We start from the raw sequence: 20,986 nt of genomic DNA on the forward strand, positions 1-20,986 counted from the left end.
CCTGGCCTACTCGGGGGAGGCGCGCTGGCGGGACAGCGCCGGCGAGGAACACGCCGCGCGGCTGGGCGAGCCGCTGACCAGCGAGCAGACGGCGCGGGCATGGCGCACCGCGCTCGACCCCGCCGGCGAATGGATGCCCGCGGTGATCGCGGCCGCCGATCAGCGGCTGCGCCAGAAGCGCGCGCACGTGCCGGACGCCGGCGGCATGATCATCGCCTCCGACCGCACCGCGGCCCGCGCCTACGCCGCCCTGTTGACCACGCTGACCGGCGAGGCGCCGACGGTGGTGCTGTCCGACGATCCCGGATCGTCCGAGCGCATCAGCGAATTCGCCGCGAGCACCAGCCGGTGGCTGGTCGCGGTGCGCATGGTCTCCGAAGGCGTCGACGTGCCCCGGCTCGCCGTCGGCATCTACGCCACCAGCGCCTCGACTCCCCTGTTCTTCGCGCAGGCCATCGGCCGGTTCGTGCGGTCGCGCCGGCCCGGCGAGACCGCGAGCATCTTCCTGCCGTCGGTGCCCAACCTGCTGCAGCTCGCCAGTGAGCTGGAGGCCCAGCGCAACCACGTGCTCGGGGAGCCGCACCGCCCGGACGAGGATCCCCTCGACGGTGACCCCGCCGTCCGGACGCAAACCGAGAAGACCGAGGTCGACAACGGATTCACGTCGCTGGGCGCCGACGCGGAGCTGGATCAGGTCATCTTCGACGGGTCGTCGTTCGGCACCGCGGCCCCCGCCGGAAGCGACGAAGAGGCCGACTACCTCGGCATCCCGGGCCTTCTCGATGCCGAACAGATGCGGGCGCTGCTGCACCGCCGCCAGGACGAGCAGCTGCAGCGACGGGCCGCGCAGGGGGTGCCGACCCCGGTGTCGGCGCCGCCATCGATGCACGGCCAGCTGCGCGAGCTGCGCCGCGAGCTCAACACCCTCGTGTCGGCCACCCACCACCGCACCGGCAAGCCGCACGGCTGGATCCACAGCGAGCTTCGCCGTCGCTGCGGAGGGCCGCCGATCGCCGCCGCCACCCGCGAGCAGATCCAGGCCCGCATCGAGGCGTTGCGACAGCTCAACGTCGAGCACTCCCGAGCCGACTAGTCGCCGACGGGCTCCTCCAGCACTTCGACCGCCGGGCCGCCCAACACGGCCAGCAGGTTCTGCTCGATCGCGGCCCGCGCCCGGTGCTCGGCATGCGCCGGCACGGTCACGCAGAAGACGTCGGCCGCGGTCGAGCCGAACGTGTTGACCTTGGCCCACGCGATGTCGGCGTCGGCACGTTCCAGCGCACTCGTCAGCAGCGCGAGCAGACCCAGGCGGTCCATGGCGCGGACCTCGAAGATCAACTGGCCGGCCGTCGCCGTGTCCAGCCACAGGATGCGCGGCGGAGCGGTCGACCGGGTGACGGGCACCCCGGCCTGAATCTCGCCGGCCCGCGCGGTTGCGGCGCTGACAGCGTCGCTGTCTTTCCTCTCGAGCGTGTCCAGGACGTCGAGGTCGCCGGCCAGGGCGCCGTTGAATTGCTGACGCAGCAGGCCTGATTCGGGCGGGGAGCCGAACACCGGCGACACGACGAACTCGACGATCGCGACGCCCTCGTGGATGTTGGCCAAAGCCGAATGAATGCGCAACGAGTTCAACGCCAGCACCGCAGCGGCTTTCGACACCAGCCCCCGCTGGTTCGGCGCGAGCATCACCGCGGTCAGGCGCTCGCGGTCGCCGGGTTTGATCTCCACGTGCACCCCGCGGTCGGCGGCCAGCGAAACATAATGTGGCGCAATGGGTTCGGCCTCCGGAAGCGGCTCCCCGGCCATCACCAGCCGGCAGCGGCGGACCAGGTCCTCGATCAACGAGGCCTTCCAGTCGCTCCACACCCCGGGCCCGGTCGCCTTCGAGTCCGCCTCCGCCAAGGCGTGCAGGAGCTCGAGCAGTTGCGGGTCGCCGTGCAGGGCCGCGGCCACGGACTCGATGGTCTTCGGATCGTTGAGGTCGCTTCGGGTGGCGGTGATCGGCAGCAGCAGGTGGTGGCGGACCATGCCCGCGAGCGTGTCGGTGTCCTGCGCCGACAACCCCAGCCTGTTGGCGATCGGGACCACCAATTCCGCGCCCAGCACACAGTGGTCCGTGCCGCGCCCCTTGCCGATGTCGTGCAGCAGCGCACCGAGCGCGAGCAGGTCCGAGCGCGCCACCCGCGTGGTGAGGGGGGCCGCGTTGACGGCGGTTTCGACGATGTGACGGTCGACGGTCCACTTGTGCGAGACGTCGCGCGGCGGCAGGTCGCGGACCGCGTCCCATTCCGGGAAGAGGCGGCCCCACAGCCCGGTGCGATCCAGCGACTCGATCGTGTTCACGGTCGTGGGGCCCGCCAGGAGCACCACCAGCAGGTCGTCCAGCGCCTCCCGCGGCCACGGCGACGGCAGGTCCGGGACGCTGTCGGCCAGCCGTTTGAGCGTCCCGGCCCCGATCGGCAGGCCCGTGTCCGCCGAGGCGGCGGCCACGCGCAGCACCAACCCGGCATCGGTCTGGGGTTGGGCGTCGCGGGCGAGGACCACCTCGCCGTCGTACTCGACCACCCCCTCGTCCAGTGGCCGGCGTTTCGGGCGCCGCACCAGGGCGGTGAGGCCGCGCCGGGGCAGCGCGTTCTGCGCGGTCCGCAGCCCGGTCTCGGCGTGGTAGGCGATGGTGCGGCTGACGCTGGAGAGCATGCGGGACAAGGCGAATCGGTCCCCCACGCCCAGCGCGGCGCTGACGTCGTCGGCGAACTGCGCCAGCAGTTGGTCGAGTCCGCGCTTGGACACCCGGTGCAGTTCGGTGCGGACGTCGAGCAGCGTGAGGTACGCGGCGTCCAGCGAGCCGCCCGGTGCGTCGGGATGGCCCATCCCGTGGCGGTCGATGAGCTGCGCGACACCCAGCGCGTCGAGCAGTTGCACGTCGCGCAGGCCGCCACGCCCCGACTTCAGGTCCGGCTCGGCCCGTTGCGCGATGCGCCAACACCGTTGCCAGCGTTCGTAGGTCATCGCGACCAGCTCGTCCATGCGGGATCGGATCGCGCTGCGCCACTGGCGTCGCGCCCCGTCGATGAGTTCGGCCGACAGCCGCTGGTCCCCGGCGATGTGCCGGGCGTCCAGCATGCCGAGCGCGGCCACCATGTCGCTGTTGGCGACGCCGAGGGCCCCCGACACCGTGCGCACACTGTGGTCGAGCCGGACGTTGGCGTCCCACAGCGGATACCACAGCCCGTCGGCGACCCGCTGCAGCACATCGTCAGACTTGTTGTCGTGCAACAGCATCAGGTCAAGATCGGAGTACGGCAGCAGCTCGCGGCGGCCCAAACCGCCCACGCCGACGATCGCGAAACCGCTGTCGTCGGTGATGCCGATCTCACCGGCCGTGGCCACCAGCCAGGATTCGTGCAGATCCAGCCACGCTTTGCGCAGTTCCGCCGCGCCGAGCTCGCGGCCGTCTGACAGCAGCTGGCGCCGGGCGGCAGCCAGATCGCTTGCCCCGCCCGCACTTTGAGCTTGGGCTCCAGATGACCCGGACGGGCCGGGTGGGTTTGTCATACCCTCCCGGCCCGTCCGGCCCGGTTCGTCAATGCGCGGCTGGCCTCAGAGGGCATCTGTTCCGCGTTCACCCGTGCGCACTCGCACAATGGTTTCCACGGGGGTGACCCAGACCTTGCCGTCACCGATCTTGCCGGTGCGCGCCGCCCGGACGATGCTGTCCACGACCTTGTCCACGATGGAATCGTCGACCACGACCTCGATTCGCACCTTCGGCACGAAATCCACCGAGTACTCAGCACCCCGGTACACCTCGGTGTGGCCCTTCTGCCGCCCGTACCCCTGAATTTCGCTGACCGTCATGCCCAGGACGCCCGCGTCCTCGAGGCTGGTCTTCACGTCATCGAGGGTGAACGGCTTCACAATTGCGGTGACTAGCTTCATGCCTGCTCTGCCTCCACCTTGTCGCCCACTCGGTCCTCCTCCAGGCCGTTGCGGTCATCCACCGGAATCCGCGCCGCCGGGAGAACGGACCCTTGCCCACCGATCGTCCCGAAATCGTACGCGCTCTCCGCGTGCTCGGACTCGTCGATGCCGGTTGATTCTTCTTCGGCAGGGACACGCAACCCGATCGTGTACTTGAGGATCAAGGCCAGGATCAGCGTGACGATGCCGGAGTAGAACAGTACCGCGAAGGCGCCGACCGCCTGCCGTTCCAGCTGGGCCCAGCCGCCGCCGTAGAACAAGCCCTTCGACACCCCTGCGACACCGTTGATCGCCGTGGATTCCGGCGCGGCGAGCAGGCCGACCAGCAACGTGCCCGCCAGACCGCCGATCATGTGCACCCCGACCACGTCGAGCGAGTCGTCGAAGCCGAACTTGAACTTCAGCCCGACCGCCAGCGCGCACACCACTCCGGCCACCGCGCCGACGACGATCGCACCCAGGATGTTGACCGACGAGCAGGACGGGGTGATCGCCACCAGCCCCGCGACGATGCCGGACGCCGCTCCCAGCGTCGTGGGCTTCCCGTCGCGGATGCGCTCCGTCAGCAGCCACGCGAGCATGGCCGTGGCCGTGGCGACGGTGGTGGTCATGAAGGTCGCACCGGCGGAGCCGTTGGAGCTGGTCGCCGAGCCGGCGTTGAACCCGAACCAGCCGAACCACAGCAGGCCGGCGCCGAGCATCACGAACGGCAGGTTGTGCGGGCGGAAGAGCGTCGTCGGCCAGCCCTTGCGCTTGCCGAGGACGATGGCCAGGGCCAGGCCCGCCACACCGGAGTTGATATGGACCGCTGTCCCACCGGCGAAGTCGATGGCGTGCAGCTTGTTGTTGATCCACCCGCCATGCTCGGATGCGAAGCCGTCGGCGGCGAACACCCAGTGCGCGACCGGGAAGTACACCAACGTCGCCCACAGCCCGGAGAACACCAGCCACGCGGTGAACTTGAGCCGGTCGGCGACCGCGCCCGAGATCAGCGCGACGGTGATGATCGCGAACATCAGCTGGAAGGCGACGAACACGGTGGCGGGCATGGTGCCGGCCAGCGGGATGTCGACCTGCGTGACGCCCTTGCTCGGGTCGGCCTTGACGGCGTTGCCGCCGATCAGCTTCGCCAGGCCCCAGTAGTCGGTCGGATTGCCCACGACGCCGCCCCGGTCGTCGCCGAACGACATCGAGTAGCCGTAGAGCACCCACAGCACGGTGACCACGCCCATCGCGCTGATGCTCATCATGATCATGTTGAGCACGCTTCTGGTGCGCACCATGCCGCCGTAGAAGAACGCAAGACCCGGCGTCATCAACAGCACTAGCGCGGAACTCGCCAACATCCAGGCGGTATCGCCGGTATCGGGTTGGCCCAATTGCGGGAATGCCACTCGCTCACCTCCGGTCGGACATGAATGGCCGTCAGGCGACGCCTGTGACCTGATCCAGAACCTTGCGCAATGGTTGTTTCGGCAGTGGAGCCAGCGTGTTTCGCCCGGATTAACGTCGCGCTCGCCGTGTAAGGGCTTTCAGCCGAGCAGGGCGTCGACGAAGGCGGCCGGCTCGAACGGCGCCAGGTCGTCGGGACCTTCCCCGAGCCCAACCAGTTTCACGGGCACGCCGAGTTCCTGTTGGACGCGGAATACGATGCCCCCCTTGGCCGTACCGTCCAACTTGGTCAGCACGGCGCCGGTGATCTCGACGACCTCGGCGAACACCCGCGCCTGGGCCAGCCCGTTCTGCCCGATGGTGGCGTCGAGCACCAGCAGCACCTCGTCGACCGCGGCCCGGCGTGTTACCACGCGCTTAACCTTGTCGAGCTCGTCCATCAGCCCGACCTTGGTGTGCAGCCGCCCGGCGGTGTCGATGAGCACCACGTCGGCGCCCGTGGCGATGCCCTTGTCGACGGCGTCGAACGCCACCGACGCCGGGTCGGCGCCCTCGGGTCCGCGCACCACCTCCGCGCCCACCCGGGAAGCCCAGGTCTGCAGCTGATCGGCGGCGGCGGCGCGGAAGGTGTCGGCGGCGCCGAGCACGACGCGACGCCCGTCGGCCACCAACACCCGCGCCAGTTTGCCGACCGTGGTCGTCTTTCCGGTCCCGTTGACACCGACGACCAGCAGCACCGACGGGTGATCGGCGTGCGGTAGGGCGCGGATCGAGCGGTCCATCTCGGGGTGCAGCTCCCGGATCAGCACGTCGCGCAGCACGGCCTTCGCGTCGGCCTCCGTGCGCACGGCGCTGCCGGCCAGGCGGCTGCGCAGCTGCGACATCACCGACTCGGTGACGACCGGGCCCAGGTCGGCGACCAGCAGGGTGTCCTCGACGTCCTGCCAGGCGTCCTCGTCGAGGTCGCCGCCGCCGATGAGGCCCAGCACGCTGCGTCCCAGCGCGTTCTGCGACCTCGCCAGCCGGCCCCGCAGCCGCTCCAACCGGCCTTCGGGCGGCGCGATGGCCTCGATCTCCGGGGCCTCGGGGGCCTCCGGGACCTCGGGGGCTTCTGAGGCCGCCGGCGGCTCGGGGGGCGCGACCGGTGGCGGCGGGGTCACCGTCTCCGGGGTCTCCGGTTCGGGGAGTTCGACCTCGGAGATGGTGCGCCGCGGCGCGTCGCGCGGGATGGTGGCGTCGTCGCCCACCGCGGGCAGGCCGGTGGTGTCGAGCCGGTCGGCCCCCAGATCGGTTGTCGCGGTCTGACTGAACGTGATGCCCGACGACGCGGTGTAGCCGCCTGACCGGTCGATCGCTCCGGGCTCGGGCTTGGTGGTGAAGCTGATCCGCCGGCGGCGGTATCGCACGAGGCCTGCGACCAGCGCGGCGACGACAACCAGGATGGCTATGACCGCGATGGCGATCCAAAGACCTTGCGACACGCTGACATTGTTTCAGCCGCGGGATGGCGAGCCCCCGGCGCGGGTGCTACGACTGCGAGACCAGCTGCTCCACCTGCTGTCCGCGCATCCGCTGTGAGATGACCGCGGTGATGCCGTCGCCCTGCATGGTCACGCCGTACAGCGCGTCGGCGACCTCCATCGTCGGCTTCTGGTGGGTGATGATGATCAGCTGCGACCTGGCCCGCAGCAGCTCGAACAGGCTGATCAGCCGGCGCAGGTTGGTGTCGTCGAGCGCGGCCTCCACCTCGTCCATGATGTAGAACGGCGACGGTCGGGCGCGGAAGATGGCCACCAGCATCGCCACCGCGGTCAGCGCCTTCTCGCCACCGGAGAGCAGCGAGAGCCGGGTGATCTTCTTGCCGGGCGGACGCGCCTCCACCTCGATCCCGGTCGTGAGCATGTCGCCGGGGTCGGTGAGCCGCAGCCGGCCCTCGCCTCCGGGGAACAGCACGGTGAAGACTTCCCGGAATTCGCGTTCGACGTCGACGAAGGCGTCGCTGAACACCTGCAGGATGCGGGCGTCGACGTCGGCGACGACGTCCAGCAGGTCCTTGCGGGCCGCTTTGACGTCCTCGAGCTGGGTGGACAGGAAGTTGTAGCGCTCCTCCAGCGCGGCGAACTCCTCCAGCGCCAGCGGGTTGACCCGGCCCAGCTCGGCGAGCTCCCGCTCGGCGCGTTTGGCTCGCCGCTCCTGGGTGGCGCGGTCGTACGGCATCGGGGCGGGCGCAACGACCTGCTCACCGCGTTCGCGGGCCTGCTCGAATTCGGCCATCTCGAGTTCGGTGGGCGGCAGGGCCACGTCGGGCCCGTACTCGGCGATCAGGTCGGCGGGCGCCATGCCGAACTGCTCGAGCACCATCTGCTCGAGCTGCTCGATGCGCATCGCCGCCTGAGCGTTGGCCACCTCGTCGCGGTGCAGCGAGTCGGTGAGGGTGGCGACCCGGGCGCTCAACGCGTTGACCTCGTCGCGCACCGCCGCCATCGCCGTCGCGCGCTGCTGGCGTTCGGCCGCCAGCGTGTCGCGGATCTTCGACGCCGCCCGCACCACGCCGTCCAGGCGCTGGGCCAGCAGCCGTCCGGCGTCGGCCACCGCCGCGGCGACGGCGGCCGCGCGCAGCCGCGCCTCACGCGCCTGCTGGGCCCGCAGCCGCGCCTCGCGCTCCGCGGCCGCGGCGCGGCGCAGGGAATCCGCGCGCCCGCGCACGGCGTTCGCCCGCTCCTCGGCGGTCCGCACCGAAAGCCGGGCCTCCACCTCGGCGCTGCGCGCGCCCTCGGCGGCGGCGGCGATCCGCTGCCGGACCTCTGCGTGATTGGGCTCTTCGGCATGCACGTGCTGCGTCTCTTGGGCGTTGCGGAGCCGGCTTTCCAGCTCCGTGACTTCCTCGACCGTCTGCGCGCGGCCCGCTTCGAGCTCCTCGCGCTGCCGCAGCAACCTGTTCCACTCGTCGTCGGCGGTGCGGGCTTCCTGCCCGAGCCGGCCGAGCTGCTCGTACATCGCCGAGATCGCAGTGTCGGATTCGTTGAGCGCGGCCAGCGCCTGCTCGGCGGAGTCTTGGCGGGCGGCCTGTTCGGTCAACGCCCCGGACAGCGCCGCGGTCAGCTGGGCGACCTGCGATTCGGCGGCGGCCAGCTCGTTGCCCGCCTTGTCGATTTCCGACGTCACCTCCAGCGTGGACAGCTTGCGGTCGGAGCCGCCGCTGACCCAGCCGGCACCCACCAGGTCGCCGTCGCGGGTGACCGCGCGCAATCTCGGACGGGCCGCCACCAGTTCGAGCGCCTGGTCCAGGTCGTCGACCACCGCGACGCCGGAGAGCATCGCCGTGATGGCGCCGCGCAGGCGCGCGGTCACGTCGATCAAGTCCAGCGCCCACAGCGCGGAGACGGGCAGCGCCTCACGCGACGCGGGATCGTCGGCGGGCCAGTCGCCGAGCACCAGCGCCGCGCGCCCGCCGTCGGCCTGTTTGAGCGCAGCGACCGCGGACCGGGCGGCGCCGAGGCTCTCGGCGGCCAGCGCGTCGGCCGCCGAACCCAGCACCGCGGCCAGCGCCGCCTCGTAACCGGAGCGGACCTTGACCTGCTTGGCGATCGGGCCGAAAAGCCCTGCGCCAGGATGGTTTTCGGTGAGCCAGGCCGCGCCGTCCTTGCGTTCCAGCCCGATCGAGAGCGCGTCGATGCGGGCCCGCAGCGACGCCACCCGGCGTTCGGCGTCGCGTTCGGCCGCCTGCAGTTCGGCGACGCGTTCGTCGGCCGATCGCAGCGCGGCCACGGTCCGCTCGTGGTGCTCGTCGAGCCCCACCTCACCCTGGTCGAGCTCACCGACGCGGCCCTGCACGGTTTCGAATTCGGCCTTGGACTGCTGTGCCCGGGCGGCGGCCTGTTCGATGCGTTCGGACAGCCTCGCGACACTGTCGTCGATCGATTCGACGCGCGCCCGCATGGTCTCCACCTGACCGGCCAGCCGCGCCAGGCCTTCCCGCCGGTCCGCCTCGGCCCGCACCGCGGCCAGGTGGGCCCGATCGGCCTCGGCGGCCTCCCGCTCGCGCTCGCCCAGTTCGGCGCGGGCGGCCTCCAGGCGGGTGCGCGCCTCGGCCAGTTCGCCCAGCAATTGCTGCTCGGCGACCGCGACCCGCTCGGCCTCCGCCTCCAGCGCCTCGGGGTCGGTGTCGCTGGGCGGCGCCGGTTCCGTGTCGAGGTGCTGCGCGCGTTCGCTGGCGATGCGCACCGTGGCGGCCACCCGTTCGGCCAGCGCCGACAGCCCGAACCAGGTGTGCTGGACCGATTCGGCCCGGGCGGTGAGTTCGGCCACGGCCGCCTCGTGCGCGGTGAGCTCCTCCGATGCCACCCCCAGCCGGGTGGCGGCCTCGTCGTGCTCGCGGCGGATGGCGGCCTCGGCTTCGAAGATGGCGTCCCGTTCGACCTGCCGGTTGACCAGGTCGTCGGCGGCCAGCCGCAACCGGGCGTCGCGCAGGTCAGCCTGGATGGTCTGGGCGCGGCGGGCCACCTCGGCCTGGCGGCCCAGCGGCTTGAGCTGGCGGCGCAACTCGGTGGTCAGGTCGGTCAGCCGGGCGAGGTTCGCCGACATCGCGTCGAGTTTGCGGAGGGCCTTCTCCTTGCGCTTGCGGTGCTTGAGCACGCCGGCGGCCTCTTCGATGAAGGCGCGACGGTCTTCGGGGCGCGACTGCAGGATCTCGTCGAGCTTGCCCTGCCCGACGATCACGTGCATCTCGCGGCCGATCCCGGAGTCGCTCAGCAGCTCTTGCACGTCCATCAATCGGCAACTTGCGCCGTTGATCTCGTACTCGCTGGCGCCGTCGCGGAACATGCGGCGGGTGATCGACACCTCGGAGTATTCGATGGGCAGCGCGTTGTCGGAGTTGTCGATGGTGACGGTGACCTCGGCCCGGCCCAGCGGGGCCCGCGACGAGGTGCCCGCGAAGATGACGTCTTCCATCTTGCCGCCGCGCAGGGTCTTTGCTCCCTGCTCCCCCATCACCCAGGCGAGGGCGTCGACGACGTTGGATTTTCCCGAGCCGTTGGGCCCGACGACGGCGGTGATGCCCGGCTCGAAACGCAGAGTCGTCGGCGATGCGAAGGACTTAAAGCCCTTCAGCGTCAGACTCTTGAGGTACACGGCGAGCCAGACTACCGCTCAAATCGCCCGTGCCACCCTCACCGCGGGGTGTCGTCCGGGCCGAAATGTCGACGCCGAACACACTGCGGCGCACTGGTCACAGTGGCCACATCAGTCACGGGAAAGAAAGGATGCCGGGCCGTGTCAGCGCTCGACGAAGCCGTCGAACCGCTCCTGCGGCGGCGACCAGTCAGCGATCACCTTGTCGACGCGGCCCGGCCGCGACGGCCACGACTCGCCGCCCTCCAGCAGCGCCAGCAGCTTCTCGCCGGCCTCGCGCGGCCCCTGGGCGACCACCAGCACGCGGCCGTCGGCCTGGTTGGCCGCGTATCCGGTAAGCCCCAGCTCCAGCGCCCGGGATCGCGTCCACCAGCGAAAGCCGACACCCTGGACCTGCCCGTGCACCCAGGCGGTGAGCCTGACGTCAGGATCCGACATCGGCGACCTTGAAATCGATTCGCGTGCCGCCCTTGAGCGTGCGCCCGACGGTGCAGACCAGCTCGATCGCCCGGCCGACCACCACCAGCAGCCGCTCTTTGTCCTCCGCGGACAGCGCGGACAGGTCGAGCTCGAGTGTCTCTTCCAGCAGCGGATAGACCTCGTTTTCGCGGTCGGCGTCCCCCGACACCCTCACCACGGCTTTGTAGTCGTCGCCGAGCCGTCGGGCGAGCGGCTGATCGCTGGACATGCCGCTGCACGCGGCGAGCGCGATCTTGAGCAGCTCGCCGGGGGTGAACACACCCTCGACGTCCTCCGAGCCGACGAGCACCTGCGCACCGCGCGAGCTGTGTCCGGTGTACCGGCGCGACCCCGTGCGCTCCACCCATAGTTCGGTCATGCCCTACTTTGTACCGGGCGGCGCGTGCCCCACGCCGCGGGCATACTGCGTTTCATGGCCACCGTGGTCGCATTCCACGCCCACCCGGACGACGAGGTGATCCTCACCGGCGGCACGCTCGCGCGTGCGGCGGCGGGCGGGCATCGCGTGGTCGTCATCACCGCGACCGACGGGCGGGTACACAACGATGAAAGCGACTTCCGGTTGGGCGAATTGCATTCCAGCGCAGACATTTTGGGAGTCGATCGGGTCGAATGCCTCGGCTACGCCGACAGCGGCTACGGCCCGCTGTTCTACCCGGACCCGCCGGGACGGGTCCGGTTCGGGCGGGCGAACGTCGAGGAGGCGGCGCGGCAACTCGCGGCGATACTCGACGAGGAAGGCGCGGACCTGCTGCTCAGCTACCAGCCAAACGGCGGGTACGGCCACCGCGATCACGTCCAGGTGCACCACGTCGGCAAGCGGGGCGCCGAACTCGCGGGGACACCGCGGGTGCTGGAGGCAACCATGCCACGCGAATTACTAGTCCGCGTCGGCCATTTCGCCCGCATGTTGCGGCTACCGGCGCCCTACGAGCCCGACGTCGCCCGCACCGCGTACGCGCCCCGCACGAGCATCACCCACCGCATCGAGGTCTTCGGATTCGCCCGCCAGAAGCGAGACGCGTTCGCCGCCCACCGCTCGCAGATCGGCGAATCCAGCGTGGGGGCGCGCATGTACGCAGCTCTGCTCCGACTGCCGCCCCAGGCGTTCGGCCTGCTCTTTCCTCGCGAGTGGTTCGTCGACCCCGCCTTACCCGCCGGAGCTTCCCGGCGCGACATCTTCGATTGACCGGCCGGTAAGCCCCGAACGCACACTAAATGACCGAGGCGCCCGTCACGCCCTCAACGGACTATCAACGACAGCAGCTTCTTACCCAACGAGATTGCGGGCGAATCACTTTCGCACGACACCACCACGTCATCACCGGACCGCCGCCGCAGTTCACGCTCGAATACGTCGCGCAACGTGGACGACGCGGCCGGACACCCGTCGCAAGCACCCATCATTCGCACGGTCACGGTGCGGCCGGCCACCGAGACAACTTCGATCGACCCGCCGTGCGAGGCGGCGAGCGCGCCAACGGGGCCCGCGAGCAGCTCCGCGGCAATGCTTTCCAGGCTTTCTCGGCTTTGCAGGCCGGGGGCGGTCGATTCGTCGACCACCCAGTCCTGCGGGGCCACCAACGCTTCGCTGAGCGCCTCGCGAACGTCGTCTCCCAACTCGCGCCAGCTGCCACCTGCGCCGGCCGTGATCAGGATGCCGTCGGAATCCACCAGAATCTCTGCGATCGTCCCGCTGTCCAGCAGAGCGCCCAGCCTGCCCGGGGCCTGGCGAACGGTGCCGCGCGCCGGTAACCGGTCGGGCGGGACCACCCAGCGCAGCTGCTGAGGGTTCGCGGTGGCCGTGGCGTGGATCGGGATCATGCGCCTACCGCTATCGCGATCGACCGCGCGGCAAAGGCCATCGTCCAGGCCAGGACGAACATGTAGGACCAGGCGAAGGCGGGCCACCGCCACGAGTTGGTCTCGCGGCGCATCACCGCGACGGTGGACATGCATTGCAGCGCGAAGATGAAGTACGCCATCAGCGCGATGATGGTCGACGAGGTGAATACCTTGTGGCCGTCGTCGTCTGTCATGGCGACCAGGGCCTCGTGCGGATCCTCGGGGTTCGTGGCCGCCGAGACCTGCCCCAGGGTCGACACGAAAACCTCACGCGCCGAGAAGGACCCGAGCAGCGCGACGTTGATGTGCCAATCGAACCCCAGCGGCTTGAACACCGGTCCGATCGCCTTCCCGATGTCGGCGGCGTAGCTATGGTCCATCACGTAGGCGGTGGTCTCCGTCTGCGACATATGCGCGGTTTCTGCTTGCCGCGCGGGCAGATTGAGCAGCACCCACAGCACCACGGACGTGCCCAGGATGATGGTTCCGGCCTTGCGCAAGAACACTTTGGCCGAATCCCACATCGTGATGAGCACGGTCCTGGGCGAGGGGAAGCGGTACGGCGGAAGCTCCATCGTGAAGGGCAGCAGGTCGCTGCGCAGAATCGTCGACTTGAACAGCGACGCGGCAATCAGGGCCGAGGTGCCGCCGCACAGATACAGCAAGAACATCGCGATGCCCTGCGCGCTCAGGCCCCACCACTGGGTCTGCGGTGAGACCAAAAGCCCCACCAGCAGGGTGAACACCGGGAGCCGCGCCGAGCATGTCATCAGCGGCGCCGTGATGATGGTCGCGATCCGGTCGCGCGACGACGGCAGCGTCCGGGTCGCCATGATCCCCGGGATCGCGCACGCGAAAGAGGAAAGCATCGCGACGAACGCGCGACCCTCCAATCCCGTCGCGGCCATCACCCGATCCATCAAGAACGCGGCCCGCGCCATGTAACCGACGTTCTCCAGCAACGCGATCAACAAGAACAGCAACACAATCTGCGGGATGAACTGCAGCACCGTTCCCACGCCGCCGATGAGTCCCTGGCCGAGCAGTCCGCGCACCACGTAGTTGCCGACGTGGTCGCTCACCAGCACGCCGAGCCAGCCCAGCCCCTGGCTCACCCGGTCCTGCAGTGGCGCGGCGACGGTGAAGACGACTTGAAAGAAGCAGAACATCACCGCGAAGAAGATGATGGTGCCCCAGAGGGGATGGAGCACGATCGCATCGATTCCCCGGGTGCGCCGATCCGGTTGTGGCGCAACGTATCCGGCCGCGCCGAGCACCGACTTGCCCCAGGCGTCGATGGCATCTTCGTGAGATGGGGGCAGGATCGGGGGCCGTTGCCACCGGGCGAAGGACGCCAGTCGGGCGCGCAGGGCGTCGATCCCCGCGCCGCGGTGCGCAATGACGGGGACCACCGGAATCCCCAACGCCGTCGACAGGGCGTCGACGGAGACGGTGCCCCGGCGCGCGGTCAATTCGTCGGTCATGGTCAGTGCCAACAGGCACGGCACGTCAAGCCGCAGCACCTGTGCCACGAGGGTGATCGAGCGGTGCAGCGTGGTGGCGTCGGCCACCAGCACGATGGCGTCGGGTCGATCGGCGTCGGCGATCTTGCCGGCCAGCAGGTCGGCCACGACTTGTTCGTCCGGGCTGATCGGCTGCAGGCTGTAGGTGCCCGGTAGATCCTCGACGGCGATCTCGACGTCGTCGACCTTGGTGATGCCCACCCTGCGCCCGACGGTGACGCCCGGGTAATTGCCGGTCTTGGCGCGCAGGCCGGTCAGGTGGTTGAAGACGGAGGTCTTGCCCGCGTTGGGGCTGCCCACCAGCGCCACGCGCGCCATGCCCACGACCGCGAGCGCGGTACCGCCCTCCTCGTGGCAGGACGTCATGAGCCGCTTCCCGGGTCGACTTCGATCAGGCACGCTTCGCGTCGGCGTAAGCACAGCTCGGTGTCTTGAACCCGGTAGATGGTCGGGTCGCCCATGGGGGCGCGTCGAATCACCTCGACGTGGGATGCGGGCCGGAATCCCAGTTGCCGCAGCCGGCCCGCCACCACGGGCGGTGCCGCCGGCGCCACGCCCACGATGGTTGCCCGCTGGCCCGGCGTGAGCTGAGCGAGCACCGTCGGAGGATCCGACACCCGAACTGAATCCCGCATTAGTAGCCCCGACGCCGAAGGTTCACCATGCACCCAGGATAACGATGCTAGGTGAGGATAACCTCACCTTTCTCCGAAACGTTCGCGGCCTCCCGTGTGCCGCGTCGAGCGTGCTTCGCCGGTGACCCCGCCCGGAGTGTCGCGACCGTGGACGCACGGGCGGAAGCCCTGATCGCACGCTCAAAGCCGTGGGCGCGGCTGACATTTCGGGCAGTAGAACGACGACCGGTTCATGAACTTCTCCCTGCGCATCACCGCCCCGCAGCGCCGGCAGTGCTGCCCTTCGCGGCCGTAGGCGTCCAGCGACCGGTCGAAGTAGCCCGATTCGCCGTTGACGTTGATGTACAGCGCGTCGAAAGAGGTGCCGCCCTGCGCCAGCGCGTCGCGCATCACGTCGGCCGCGGCGTCCAGGATGGCGCCGAGCCGGCCACGACTCAGCGTCGCGGCGATCCGGGCGCCGTTGACCTTGGCCCGCCACAGCGCCTCGTCGGCGTAGATGTTGCCGATGCCGGAAACCACGGTCTGGTCGAGCAGCTGCCGCTTGATCTCGGAATGCTTGCGCCGCAGGACGTTCACAACGGCTTCGCGGTCGAAGAGCGGGTCTAGCGGGTCGCGCGCGAGGTGCGCGACGGGCGCAGGCACCACGCTGCCGTCGACGCTCACCAGATCGGCGAGCATCCACCCGCCGAAGGTGCGCTGATCGGCGAAACTCAGCACGGTCCCGTCGTCGAGCAGCGCGGAGATGCGCACGTGGTCGGCGCGCGGCACCTTCCCCCTCGCGGCTTCGCCGCTGGGGGTGCCCCCACCCAGCAGCATCTGACCGCTCATGCCGAGATGCACGACGAGTGCCGTGTCAGGGTCGTCCGCGCCGTCGAGCAGCAGCCACAGGTACTTGCCGCGCCGGTCGGTGCCGGTGATCCGGGCGTCGAGCAGCCGGGCGGTGAGGTCGGCGGGCCCGGCCTCGTGCCGTCGCACCGCGCGCGGGTGGTGCACCCGCACGGCTTTGATCGTCTTGCCCACGACGCGGGCCTGCAAGCCGCGGCGGACCACCTCGACTTCGGGTAGCTCAGGCATCTAGACGGACGTTTTCCCCGCCGTGTCGAGCGCTTCCAGCGTTTTCCAGGTCGCCGCCGCGGCCTTCTGCTCGGCTTCCTTCTTGGAGCGGCCCACACCGGACCCGTATTCGATCTCCATCACGACCACGACGGCGGTGAACTCCTTGTCGTGGTCTGGACCGGTGGACGTGACGACGTAGGACGGCGCGCCCATGCCCCGCGCCGCGGTCAGCTCCTGCAGGCTGGTCTTCCAGTCGAGCCCGGCCCCCAGCGTCGGCGCGGCGTCGAGCAGCGCGCCGAACAACCGCAGGATCACCTCGCGCGCGGTGTCGATCCCGTGCTGCAGGTAAATGGCACCCAGCAGCGATTCCATCCCGTCGGCCAGGATGCTCGACTTGTCGGCGCCGCCGGTGTTGGCCTCTCCGCGCCCGAGAAACAGGTGCGCGCCCAGACCGTCCTGGCACAGCTTGCGGGCGACGTCGGCCAGCGCCTGGGTGTTGACGACGCTGGCCCGCAGCTTGGCCAGGTCCCCTTCGGAGCGGTCGGGATGGCGGTGGTAGAGCTCGTCGGTGATGGTCAGGCCCAGCACGGCGTCACCGAGGAATTCCAGACGTTCGTTGGTCGGCAGCCCGCCGTTCTCGTATGCGTAGCTGCGATGCGTCAAGGCGAGCGAGAGCAGCTCCTCGGGCAGCTCGACGCCCAGCGCATCGAGCAGGTCCTGCCGCGACGTCACTGCTCACCCCGCGGCGGGTCGGGCTCGGGAAAGATGCCGGCCAGTTTCGCCCACCGCGGGTCGACGCTGTCGTGGTGATGCCCGGGCTCGGCCGCGAGGGAAACGCCGCATTCCGGGCACAGCCCCGGGCAGTCGGGGGTGCACACGGGCGAGAACGGCAGCTCGAGTCCGACGGCGTCGACGATCGACTGCTCGAGGTCCAAGGTGTCGTCGACGATGTGACCGACCTCGTCTTCCTCGGTGGTCGCCTCCGTCGTGCTGTCGGGGTAGGCGAACAATTCGGTCAGCTGGACCTGCACATGACCCTTGACCGGGGTCAGGCAGCGCGAGCATTCGCCGACGCTGGGCGCGTCAACCGTGCCCGTCACCAGTACGCCCTCGGAGACCGACTGAACCTGCAGGTCAAGCTCCAACGGGGCGCCGGCCTCGATCGCGATCATGTCCAGCCCGATGCGCGACGGGCTCGGCACGGTCTTCCGCAGGGTGACCATCGCCCCCGGGCGCCGCCCGAGCCGGGCGATGTCAACCGTCAACGGCGAGCTCAGACGGCGCTGCGAGGTGGTGCTGTGCTGCCGCGTCATAGCACAAATCCTACGGCGCGAGCCGCACAATTCCAGGGCGTGGCCGCCCGGCCGAGGCTTAGCGCACCGCGTAGTCGTGCGTGCCGGCCGCCGTCCGGAGCTGATGACGACCCCGGCCGACCGAGCGCAGCGTGCCGTTGAGGAATTCCTCGAACTCGGCCAGCTTGTTGTCGACGTAGATGTCGCATTCCCCGCGCAGCCGGTCCGCCTCGGCGTGCGCCGAGTCGATCAGGCGGGTGGCCTCGGCGTTCGCCGCCTCCACCACGCTGTTCTGCGATACCAGGCGATGCTGTTCCTTGATGCCCTCTTGCACGGCCTTTTCGTAGGAGATGTTGCCGTTCTCGAGCAGCCGGTCGGCCTCGGCCTGGGCGCGGCCGACGCTGGCCTCGTACTCCCGCTTCGCGGCCGTGGCGATGCGCATCGCCTCCTCGCGTGCCTCGCCGACCATCCGCTCGCTGTGCTGGCGCGCCTCGCTGACCATGCGGTCGGCCTGCGCTTTTGCGTCGGACAACAGCCGATCCGCCTCCGCGCGGGCGTGGTTGAGCATCGACTCCGATTCGGTGGTCGCCGAGGAGACCATGGATTCGGCGTGCGACTTGGCGTCCTGCAGCATCGAGTCCCGCGCGTCGAGCACGTCCTGGGCGTCGTCCAGCTCGCCGGGGATCGCATCCTTGATGTCGTCGATCAGTTCCAGTACGTCACCCCGTGGCACCACGCAGCCGGCCGTCATCGGAACGCCGCGTGCTTCTTCAACGATGGCGCTCAGCTCGTCGAGCGCTTCAAAGACCCGGTACACGGCCATATCCTCCTGGCTTCTGCAAACGTGTTGTTACCAGTGTGCCTGGTGTTGCCTCTGTGACAGCGGTGGCGAGGCCGGTGTGTCGGACATTTCACTGGTTGCGCCTGTCGCGGCCATTCTAGGGATCACGCCGGTTCTTCGCCCTGGCCAGAACGCTTTCCCCGGGTTGTCATATACCCCTATGGGGTATATGTTGGGAGCCCAAGCCAACCGAAGGGGGTCGAGCACTCGTGCTAGCAGCGGTCGGACACGCCTTGTCGGTGGCGGGATCGATGACGTGGGAAATCCTGTGGGCGCTGATCTTGGGATTTGCCCTGTCGGCGGTGGTGCAGGCGGTGGTGCGACGCTCGACCATCGTGGCGCTGCTCGGCGACGACCGGCCACGCACCCTGGCGCTCGCCGCCGGACTCGGCGCGGCATCGTCGTCGTGCTCGTACGCCGCCGTGGCACTGGCCCGGTCGCTCTTTCGCAAGGGCGCCAGCTTCATCGCCGCCATGGCATTCGAGATCGGTTCCACCAACCTGGTGGTGGAACTGGGCATCATCCTGGCCCTGCTGATGGGTTGGCAGTTCACCGCCGCGGAGTTCGTCGGCGGCCCGCTGATGATCGTGGTGCTCGCCGTCTTGTTCCGGTTGTTCGTGCGCTCGCGCCTCATCGACGCCGCCCGCGAGCAGGCCGAGCGCGGGATCGCCGGCTCGATGGAAGGCCATGCCGCCATGGACATGTCCATCAAGAAACAGGGCTCGTTCGCTCGCCGGCTGTTTTCCGCGGAGGGCTTCACCTCGGTAGCCCACGTGTTCGCGATGGAGTGGTTGGCGATCCTGCGCGACCTCGTGCTGGGTTTGTTGATCGCCGGGGCCATCGCGGCGTGGGTGCCCGAAAAGTTCTGGCAGGTCTTCTTTTTGGTTGACCACCCCGGCTGGTCGGCGATCTGGGGACCCCTGGTGGGACCGATCGTGGCCATCGCGTCGTTCGTCTGCTCGATCGGCAATGTTCCCCTGGCCGCGGTGCTGTGGAACGGAGGCATCAGTTTCGGCGGCGTCATCGCGTTCATCTACGCCGACCTACTGATCGTCCCGATCCTGAACATCTACCGCAAGTACTACGGCACCAAGATGATGCTGACGCTGCTGGGCACGTTCTACGCCGCGATGGTCGCCGCGGGCTATCTGGTCGAATTAATCTTCGGCGCAACGAATCTCATTCCGAAGCAGCGCAACGCCACCGTCGTGGAGGCGACGATTTCGTGGAACTACACTACTTGGCTCAATATCGCCTTCCTCGTCGTCGCCGCCATTTTGGTCGTCCGGTTCGTCGCGACGGGCGGAATCCCGATGGCGCGGATGATGGGCGGCTCCCCCGACTCCCCCGACGGGGGACATGAGCACGCGCACGAATGCCACTGACGAGGTGAAATCACTTGCGTCACTTTAGCTTCAGTGACCCCTAGGCCGACGTTTTTGTCGGTGGGGGTGGCTAGCGTGGGGGTGTGGGTTCAAGTGGTCATGATGAGGCGGCCGAAGTGTTCGACGCGCTGGATGCCGACTTGGGTCGGGCGTGTGCGCTGTCGTTCGACGCGTCGAACACCCAGCAATGCCTGCAGTGGTTGGAACGCTGCGAGCGGGTGCGCCGCCGCATCGCCGCCATCGAGCATCCGCTGATCAACAACCTGGGCCGGCAAGCCACTCCTGAGGAGTTGGGCGGCACCCTGCCACACGCGGTCGCCGAGGCCACGCTGATCAGCCGCGCCGAGGCCTCCCGGCGGGTCAAAGAAGCGACCGACCTGGGGCCGCGGCACGGGCTGACCGGCGAACCGCTGGCGCCGCTGTTGCCGGCCACCGCCGCCGCCCAACGCGACGGAAAACTCGGTGCCGGGCAGGTGGCGGTGATCCGCCGGTTCTTCCATCGGCTGCCCGGCTGGGTAGATGCCGCCACTCGCGAGGCCGTGGAGGCCGACCTGGCCGCCCATGGAACGCAGTACCGGCCCGAACAACTCGCCGCACTCGCCGAGCACGTCGCCGATTGTCTCAACCCCGACGGCACCTACACCGACGACGACCGCGCCCGGCGGCGCGGCGTGATGCTGGGCAAGCAAGGGCCCGACGGCATGTCCGAGCTGCGCGGCCTGCTCACCCCCGAGGCCCGCGCCACCGTCGAGGCGGTCCTGGCCAAACTCGCCGCACCCGGCATGTGCAACCCCAATGACGACACCCCGTGCGTGGACGGCGCCCCCAGCCAAGACGCCATCGACCGCGACACCCGCAACGCGGCCCAACGCCACCACGACGGGCTGCTCGCCGGCCTACGGGCGCTGTTGGCCTCGGGAAAACTCGGCCAACACAACGGCTTACCCGCCTCCATCATCATCACCACCACCCTGCAAGACTTGGAGGCCGCCGCCGGCACAGGGCGCACCGGTGGCGGCACCCGGCTCCCCATCAGCGACGTGATCCGGCTGGCCCGCCACGCCCACCACTATTTGGCGGTCTTCGACAACGCCAAACCCCTGGCGCTCTATCACAGCAAGCGACTCGCCACCCGCGGACAACGAATCATGCTCTACGCCAAGGACCGCGGCTGCACCGCCCCGGGCTGCACCGTCCCCGGCTACCTGTCCGAAGTCCACCACGTCACCGACTGGAACCAGTGCCGCCGCACCGACATCGACAACCTCACCTTCGCCTGCGGACCCCATCACCGCCTACTGCGACCCGACGGCTGGACCACCCGCACAAACACCAAGGGCCACACCGAATGGATCGGTAAGCAGCGCAACGGTAGTCGAGGCAGCGGGCACCACCCCGAGCCGCGGTTCGCCGCTCAGGCGCG

18 protein-coding genes are annotated in these 20,986 nt (G+C 69.5%); 4 read left to right on the forward strand and 14 right to left on the reverse strand.

What is annotated here, in order from left to right:
* Nucleotides 1–1,093, forward strand: a 1,093-nt coding sequence (locus A5692_RS05265) for a DEAD/DEAH box helicase (RefSeq protein ID WP_369830262.1), incomplete at its 5' end; no start/stop codon positions are given.
* Here the strand turns inward: A5692_RS05265 and A5692_RS05270 are convergent.
* The 7 genes from A5692_RS05270 to A5692_RS05300 all read right to left on the reverse strand — a co-directional run bounded on the left by A5692_RS05270 (nt 1,090) and on the right by A5692_RS05300 (nt 11,344).
* Nucleotides 1,090–3,555: a [protein-PII] uridylyltransferase gene (locus A5692_RS05270; protein WP_082962378.1), complete on the reverse strand. Its 2,466-nt coding sequence runs from the start codon at nt 3,553–3,555 to the stop codon at nt 1,090–1,092. The genes A5692_RS05265 and A5692_RS05270 overlap by 4 nt on opposite strands.
* 45 nt (nt 3,556–3,600) lie before the next feature.
* Nucleotides 3,601–3,939, reverse strand: coding sequence for a nitrogen regulatory protein P-II (glnB, locus tag A5692_RS05275; protein ID WP_066952569.1), 339 nt, complete (start codon nt 3,937–3,939; stop codon nt 3,601–3,603).
* Complete coding sequence (locus A5692_RS05280; protein WP_068052979.1) at nt 3,936–5,327, reverse strand: ammonium transporter; 1,392 nt, start codon at nt 5,325–5,327, stop codon at nt 3,936–3,938. Before A5692_RS05280 ends, glnB begins: the two co-directional genes overlap by 4 nt.
* 186 nt (nt 5,328–5,513) lie before the next feature.
* Nucleotides 5,514–6,854: a signal recognition particle-docking protein FtsY gene (gene ftsY, locus A5692_RS05285; protein WP_068052952.1), complete on the reverse strand. Its 1,341-nt coding sequence runs from the start codon at nt 6,852–6,854 to the stop codon at nt 5,514–5,516.
* A gap of 46 nt (nt 6,855–6,900) precedes the next feature.
* On the reverse strand, nt 6,901–10,506 hold the full coding sequence (gene smc / locus A5692_RS05290) for a chromosome segregation protein SMC (RefSeq protein ID WP_068052955.1): 3,606 nt from the start codon (nt 10,504–10,506) through the stop codon (nt 6,901–6,903).
* Nucleotides 10,507–10,650: 144 nt separating this feature from the next.
* On the reverse strand, nt 10,651–10,944 hold the full coding sequence (locus A5692_RS05295) for an acylphosphatase (protein ID WP_068052957.1): 294 nt from the start codon (nt 10,942–10,944) through the stop codon (nt 10,651–10,653).
* A complete protein-coding gene (locus A5692_RS05300) occupies nt 10,931–11,344 on the reverse strand; it encodes an OsmC family protein (protein ID WP_068052960.1) in 414 nt (137 codons plus the stop codon). Before A5692_RS05300 ends, A5692_RS05295 begins: the two co-directional genes overlap by 14 nt.
* Before the next feature lie 54 nt (nt 11,345–11,398).
* Between A5692_RS05300 and A5692_RS05305 the strand changes: the two genes are divergently transcribed.
* Complete coding sequence (locus A5692_RS05305) at nt 11,399–12,175, forward strand: PIG-L deacetylase family protein (protein WP_068052982.1); 777 nt, start codon at nt 11,399–11,401, stop codon at nt 12,173–12,175.
* A gap of 53 nt (nt 12,176–12,228) precedes the next feature.
* Here A5692_RS05305 and A5692_RS05310 read toward each other — a convergent pair whose 3' ends face one another.
* The 7 genes from A5692_RS05310 to sepIVA form a co-directional block, all read right to left on the reverse strand.
* Nucleotides 12,229–12,810, reverse strand: coding sequence for a NifU family protein (locus A5692_RS05310; protein ID WP_068052963.1), 582 nt, complete (start codon nt 12,808–12,810; stop codon nt 12,229–12,231).
* Complete coding sequence (locus A5692_RS05315; RefSeq protein ID WP_068052966.1) at nt 12,807–14,720, reverse strand: ferrous iron transporter B; 1,914 nt, start codon at nt 14,718–14,720, stop codon at nt 12,807–12,809. Before A5692_RS05315 ends, A5692_RS05310 begins: the two co-directional genes overlap by 4 nt.
* Entirely contained in the window at nt 14,717–14,953 is a 237-nt protein-coding gene (locus tag A5692_RS05320; RefSeq protein ID WP_068052986.1) for a FeoA family protein, read from the reverse strand. Before A5692_RS05320 ends, A5692_RS05315 begins: the two co-directional genes overlap by 4 nt.
* Before the next feature lie 216 nt (nt 14,954–15,169).
* Nucleotides 15,170–16,063, reverse strand: coding sequence for a bifunctional DNA-formamidopyrimidine glycosylase/DNA-(apurinic or apyrimidinic site) lyase (gene mutM, locus A5692_RS05325; RefSeq protein ID WP_068052969.1), 894 nt, complete (start codon nt 16,061–16,063; stop codon nt 15,170–15,172).
* The gene (gene rnc / locus A5692_RS05330) at nt 16,064–16,777 is read right to left on the reverse strand and encodes a ribonuclease III (protein ID WP_068052971.1); all 714 of its coding nucleotides are present in this window, start codon (nt 16,775–16,777) and stop codon (nt 16,064–16,066) included. It abuts the gene before it with no gap.
* Nucleotides 16,774–17,358 carry a DUF177 domain-containing protein gene (locus A5692_RS05335; RefSeq protein WP_197514363.1) on the reverse strand — a complete coding sequence of 195 codons (585 nt, stop codon included), beginning with the start codon at nt 17,356–17,358 and terminating at the stop codon, nt 16,774–16,776. Before A5692_RS05335 ends, rnc begins: the two co-directional genes overlap by 4 nt.
* A 58-nt stretch (nt 17,359–17,416) precedes the next feature.
* Complete coding sequence (gene sepIVA / locus A5692_RS05340) at nt 17,417–18,154, reverse strand: cell division protein SepIVA (protein ID WP_068052992.1); 738 nt, start codon at nt 18,152–18,154, stop codon at nt 17,417–17,419.
* 191 nt (nt 18,155–18,345) lie between these two features.
* Here sepIVA and A5692_RS05345 point away from each other — a divergent pair, with 191 nt between their 5' ends.
* Both A5692_RS05345 and A5692_RS05350 read left to right on the forward strand, forming a co-directional pair.
* The gene (locus A5692_RS05345) at nt 18,346–19,563 is read left to right on the forward strand and encodes a permease (RefSeq protein WP_369830263.1); all 1,218 of its coding nucleotides are present in this window, start codon (nt 18,346–18,348) and stop codon (nt 19,561–19,563) included.
* An 83-nt stretch (nt 19,564–19,646) separates the two neighbouring features.
* The coding region (locus A5692_RS05350; protein ID WP_082962380.1) for an HNH endonuclease signature motif containing protein at nt 19,647–20,986 on the forward strand (1,340 nt) is incomplete at its 3' end.

The sequence above is a fragment of the Mycobacterium sp. E342 genome, assembly GCF_001667665.1.
Lineage (GTDB): Bacteria > Actinomycetota > Actinomycetes > Mycobacteriales > Mycobacteriaceae > Mycobacterium.

Bases quoted from the DNA above. Each gene is read 5' to 3' on its own strand.
- A5692_RS05270 (WP_082962378.1), bottom strand. From the start codon at position 3,555: ATGACAAACCCACCCGGCCCGTCCGGGTCATCTGGAGCCCAAGCTCAA.
- glnB (WP_066952569.1), bottom strand. From the start codon at position 3,939: ATGAAGCTAGTCACCGCAATTGTGAAGCCGTTCACCCTCGATGACGTG.
- A5692_RS05280 (WP_068052979.1), bottom strand. From the start codon at position 5,327: ATGTTGGCGAGTTCCGCGCTAGTGCTGTTGATGACGCCGGGTCTTGCG.
- A5692_RS05295 (WP_068052957.1), bottom strand. From the start codon at position 10,944: ATGTCGGATCCTGACGTCAGGCTCACCGCCTGGGTGCACGGGCAGGTC.
- A5692_RS05300 (WP_068052960.1), bottom strand. From the start codon at position 11,344: ATGACCGAACTATGGGTGGAGCGCACGGGGTCGCGCCGGTACACCGGA.
- A5692_RS05305 (WP_068052982.1), top strand. From the start codon at position 11,399: ATGGCCACCGTGGTCGCATTCCACGCCCACCCGGACGACGAGGTGATC.
- A5692_RS05310 (WP_068052963.1), bottom strand. From the start codon at position 12,810: ATGATCCCGATCCACGCCACGGCCACCGCGAACCCTCAGCAGCTGCGC.
- A5692_RS05315 (WP_068052966.1), bottom strand. From the start codon at position 14,720: ATGACGTCCTGCCACGAGGAGGGCGGTACCGCGCTCGCGGTCGTGGGC.
- mutM (WP_068052969.1), bottom strand. From the start codon at position 16,063: ATGCCTGAGCTACCCGAAGTCGAGGTGGTCCGCCGCGGCTTGCAGGCC.
- A5692_RS05335 (WP_197514363.1), bottom strand. From the start codon at position 17,358: ATGACGCGGCAGCACAGCACCACCTCGCAGCGCCGTCTGAGCTCGCCG.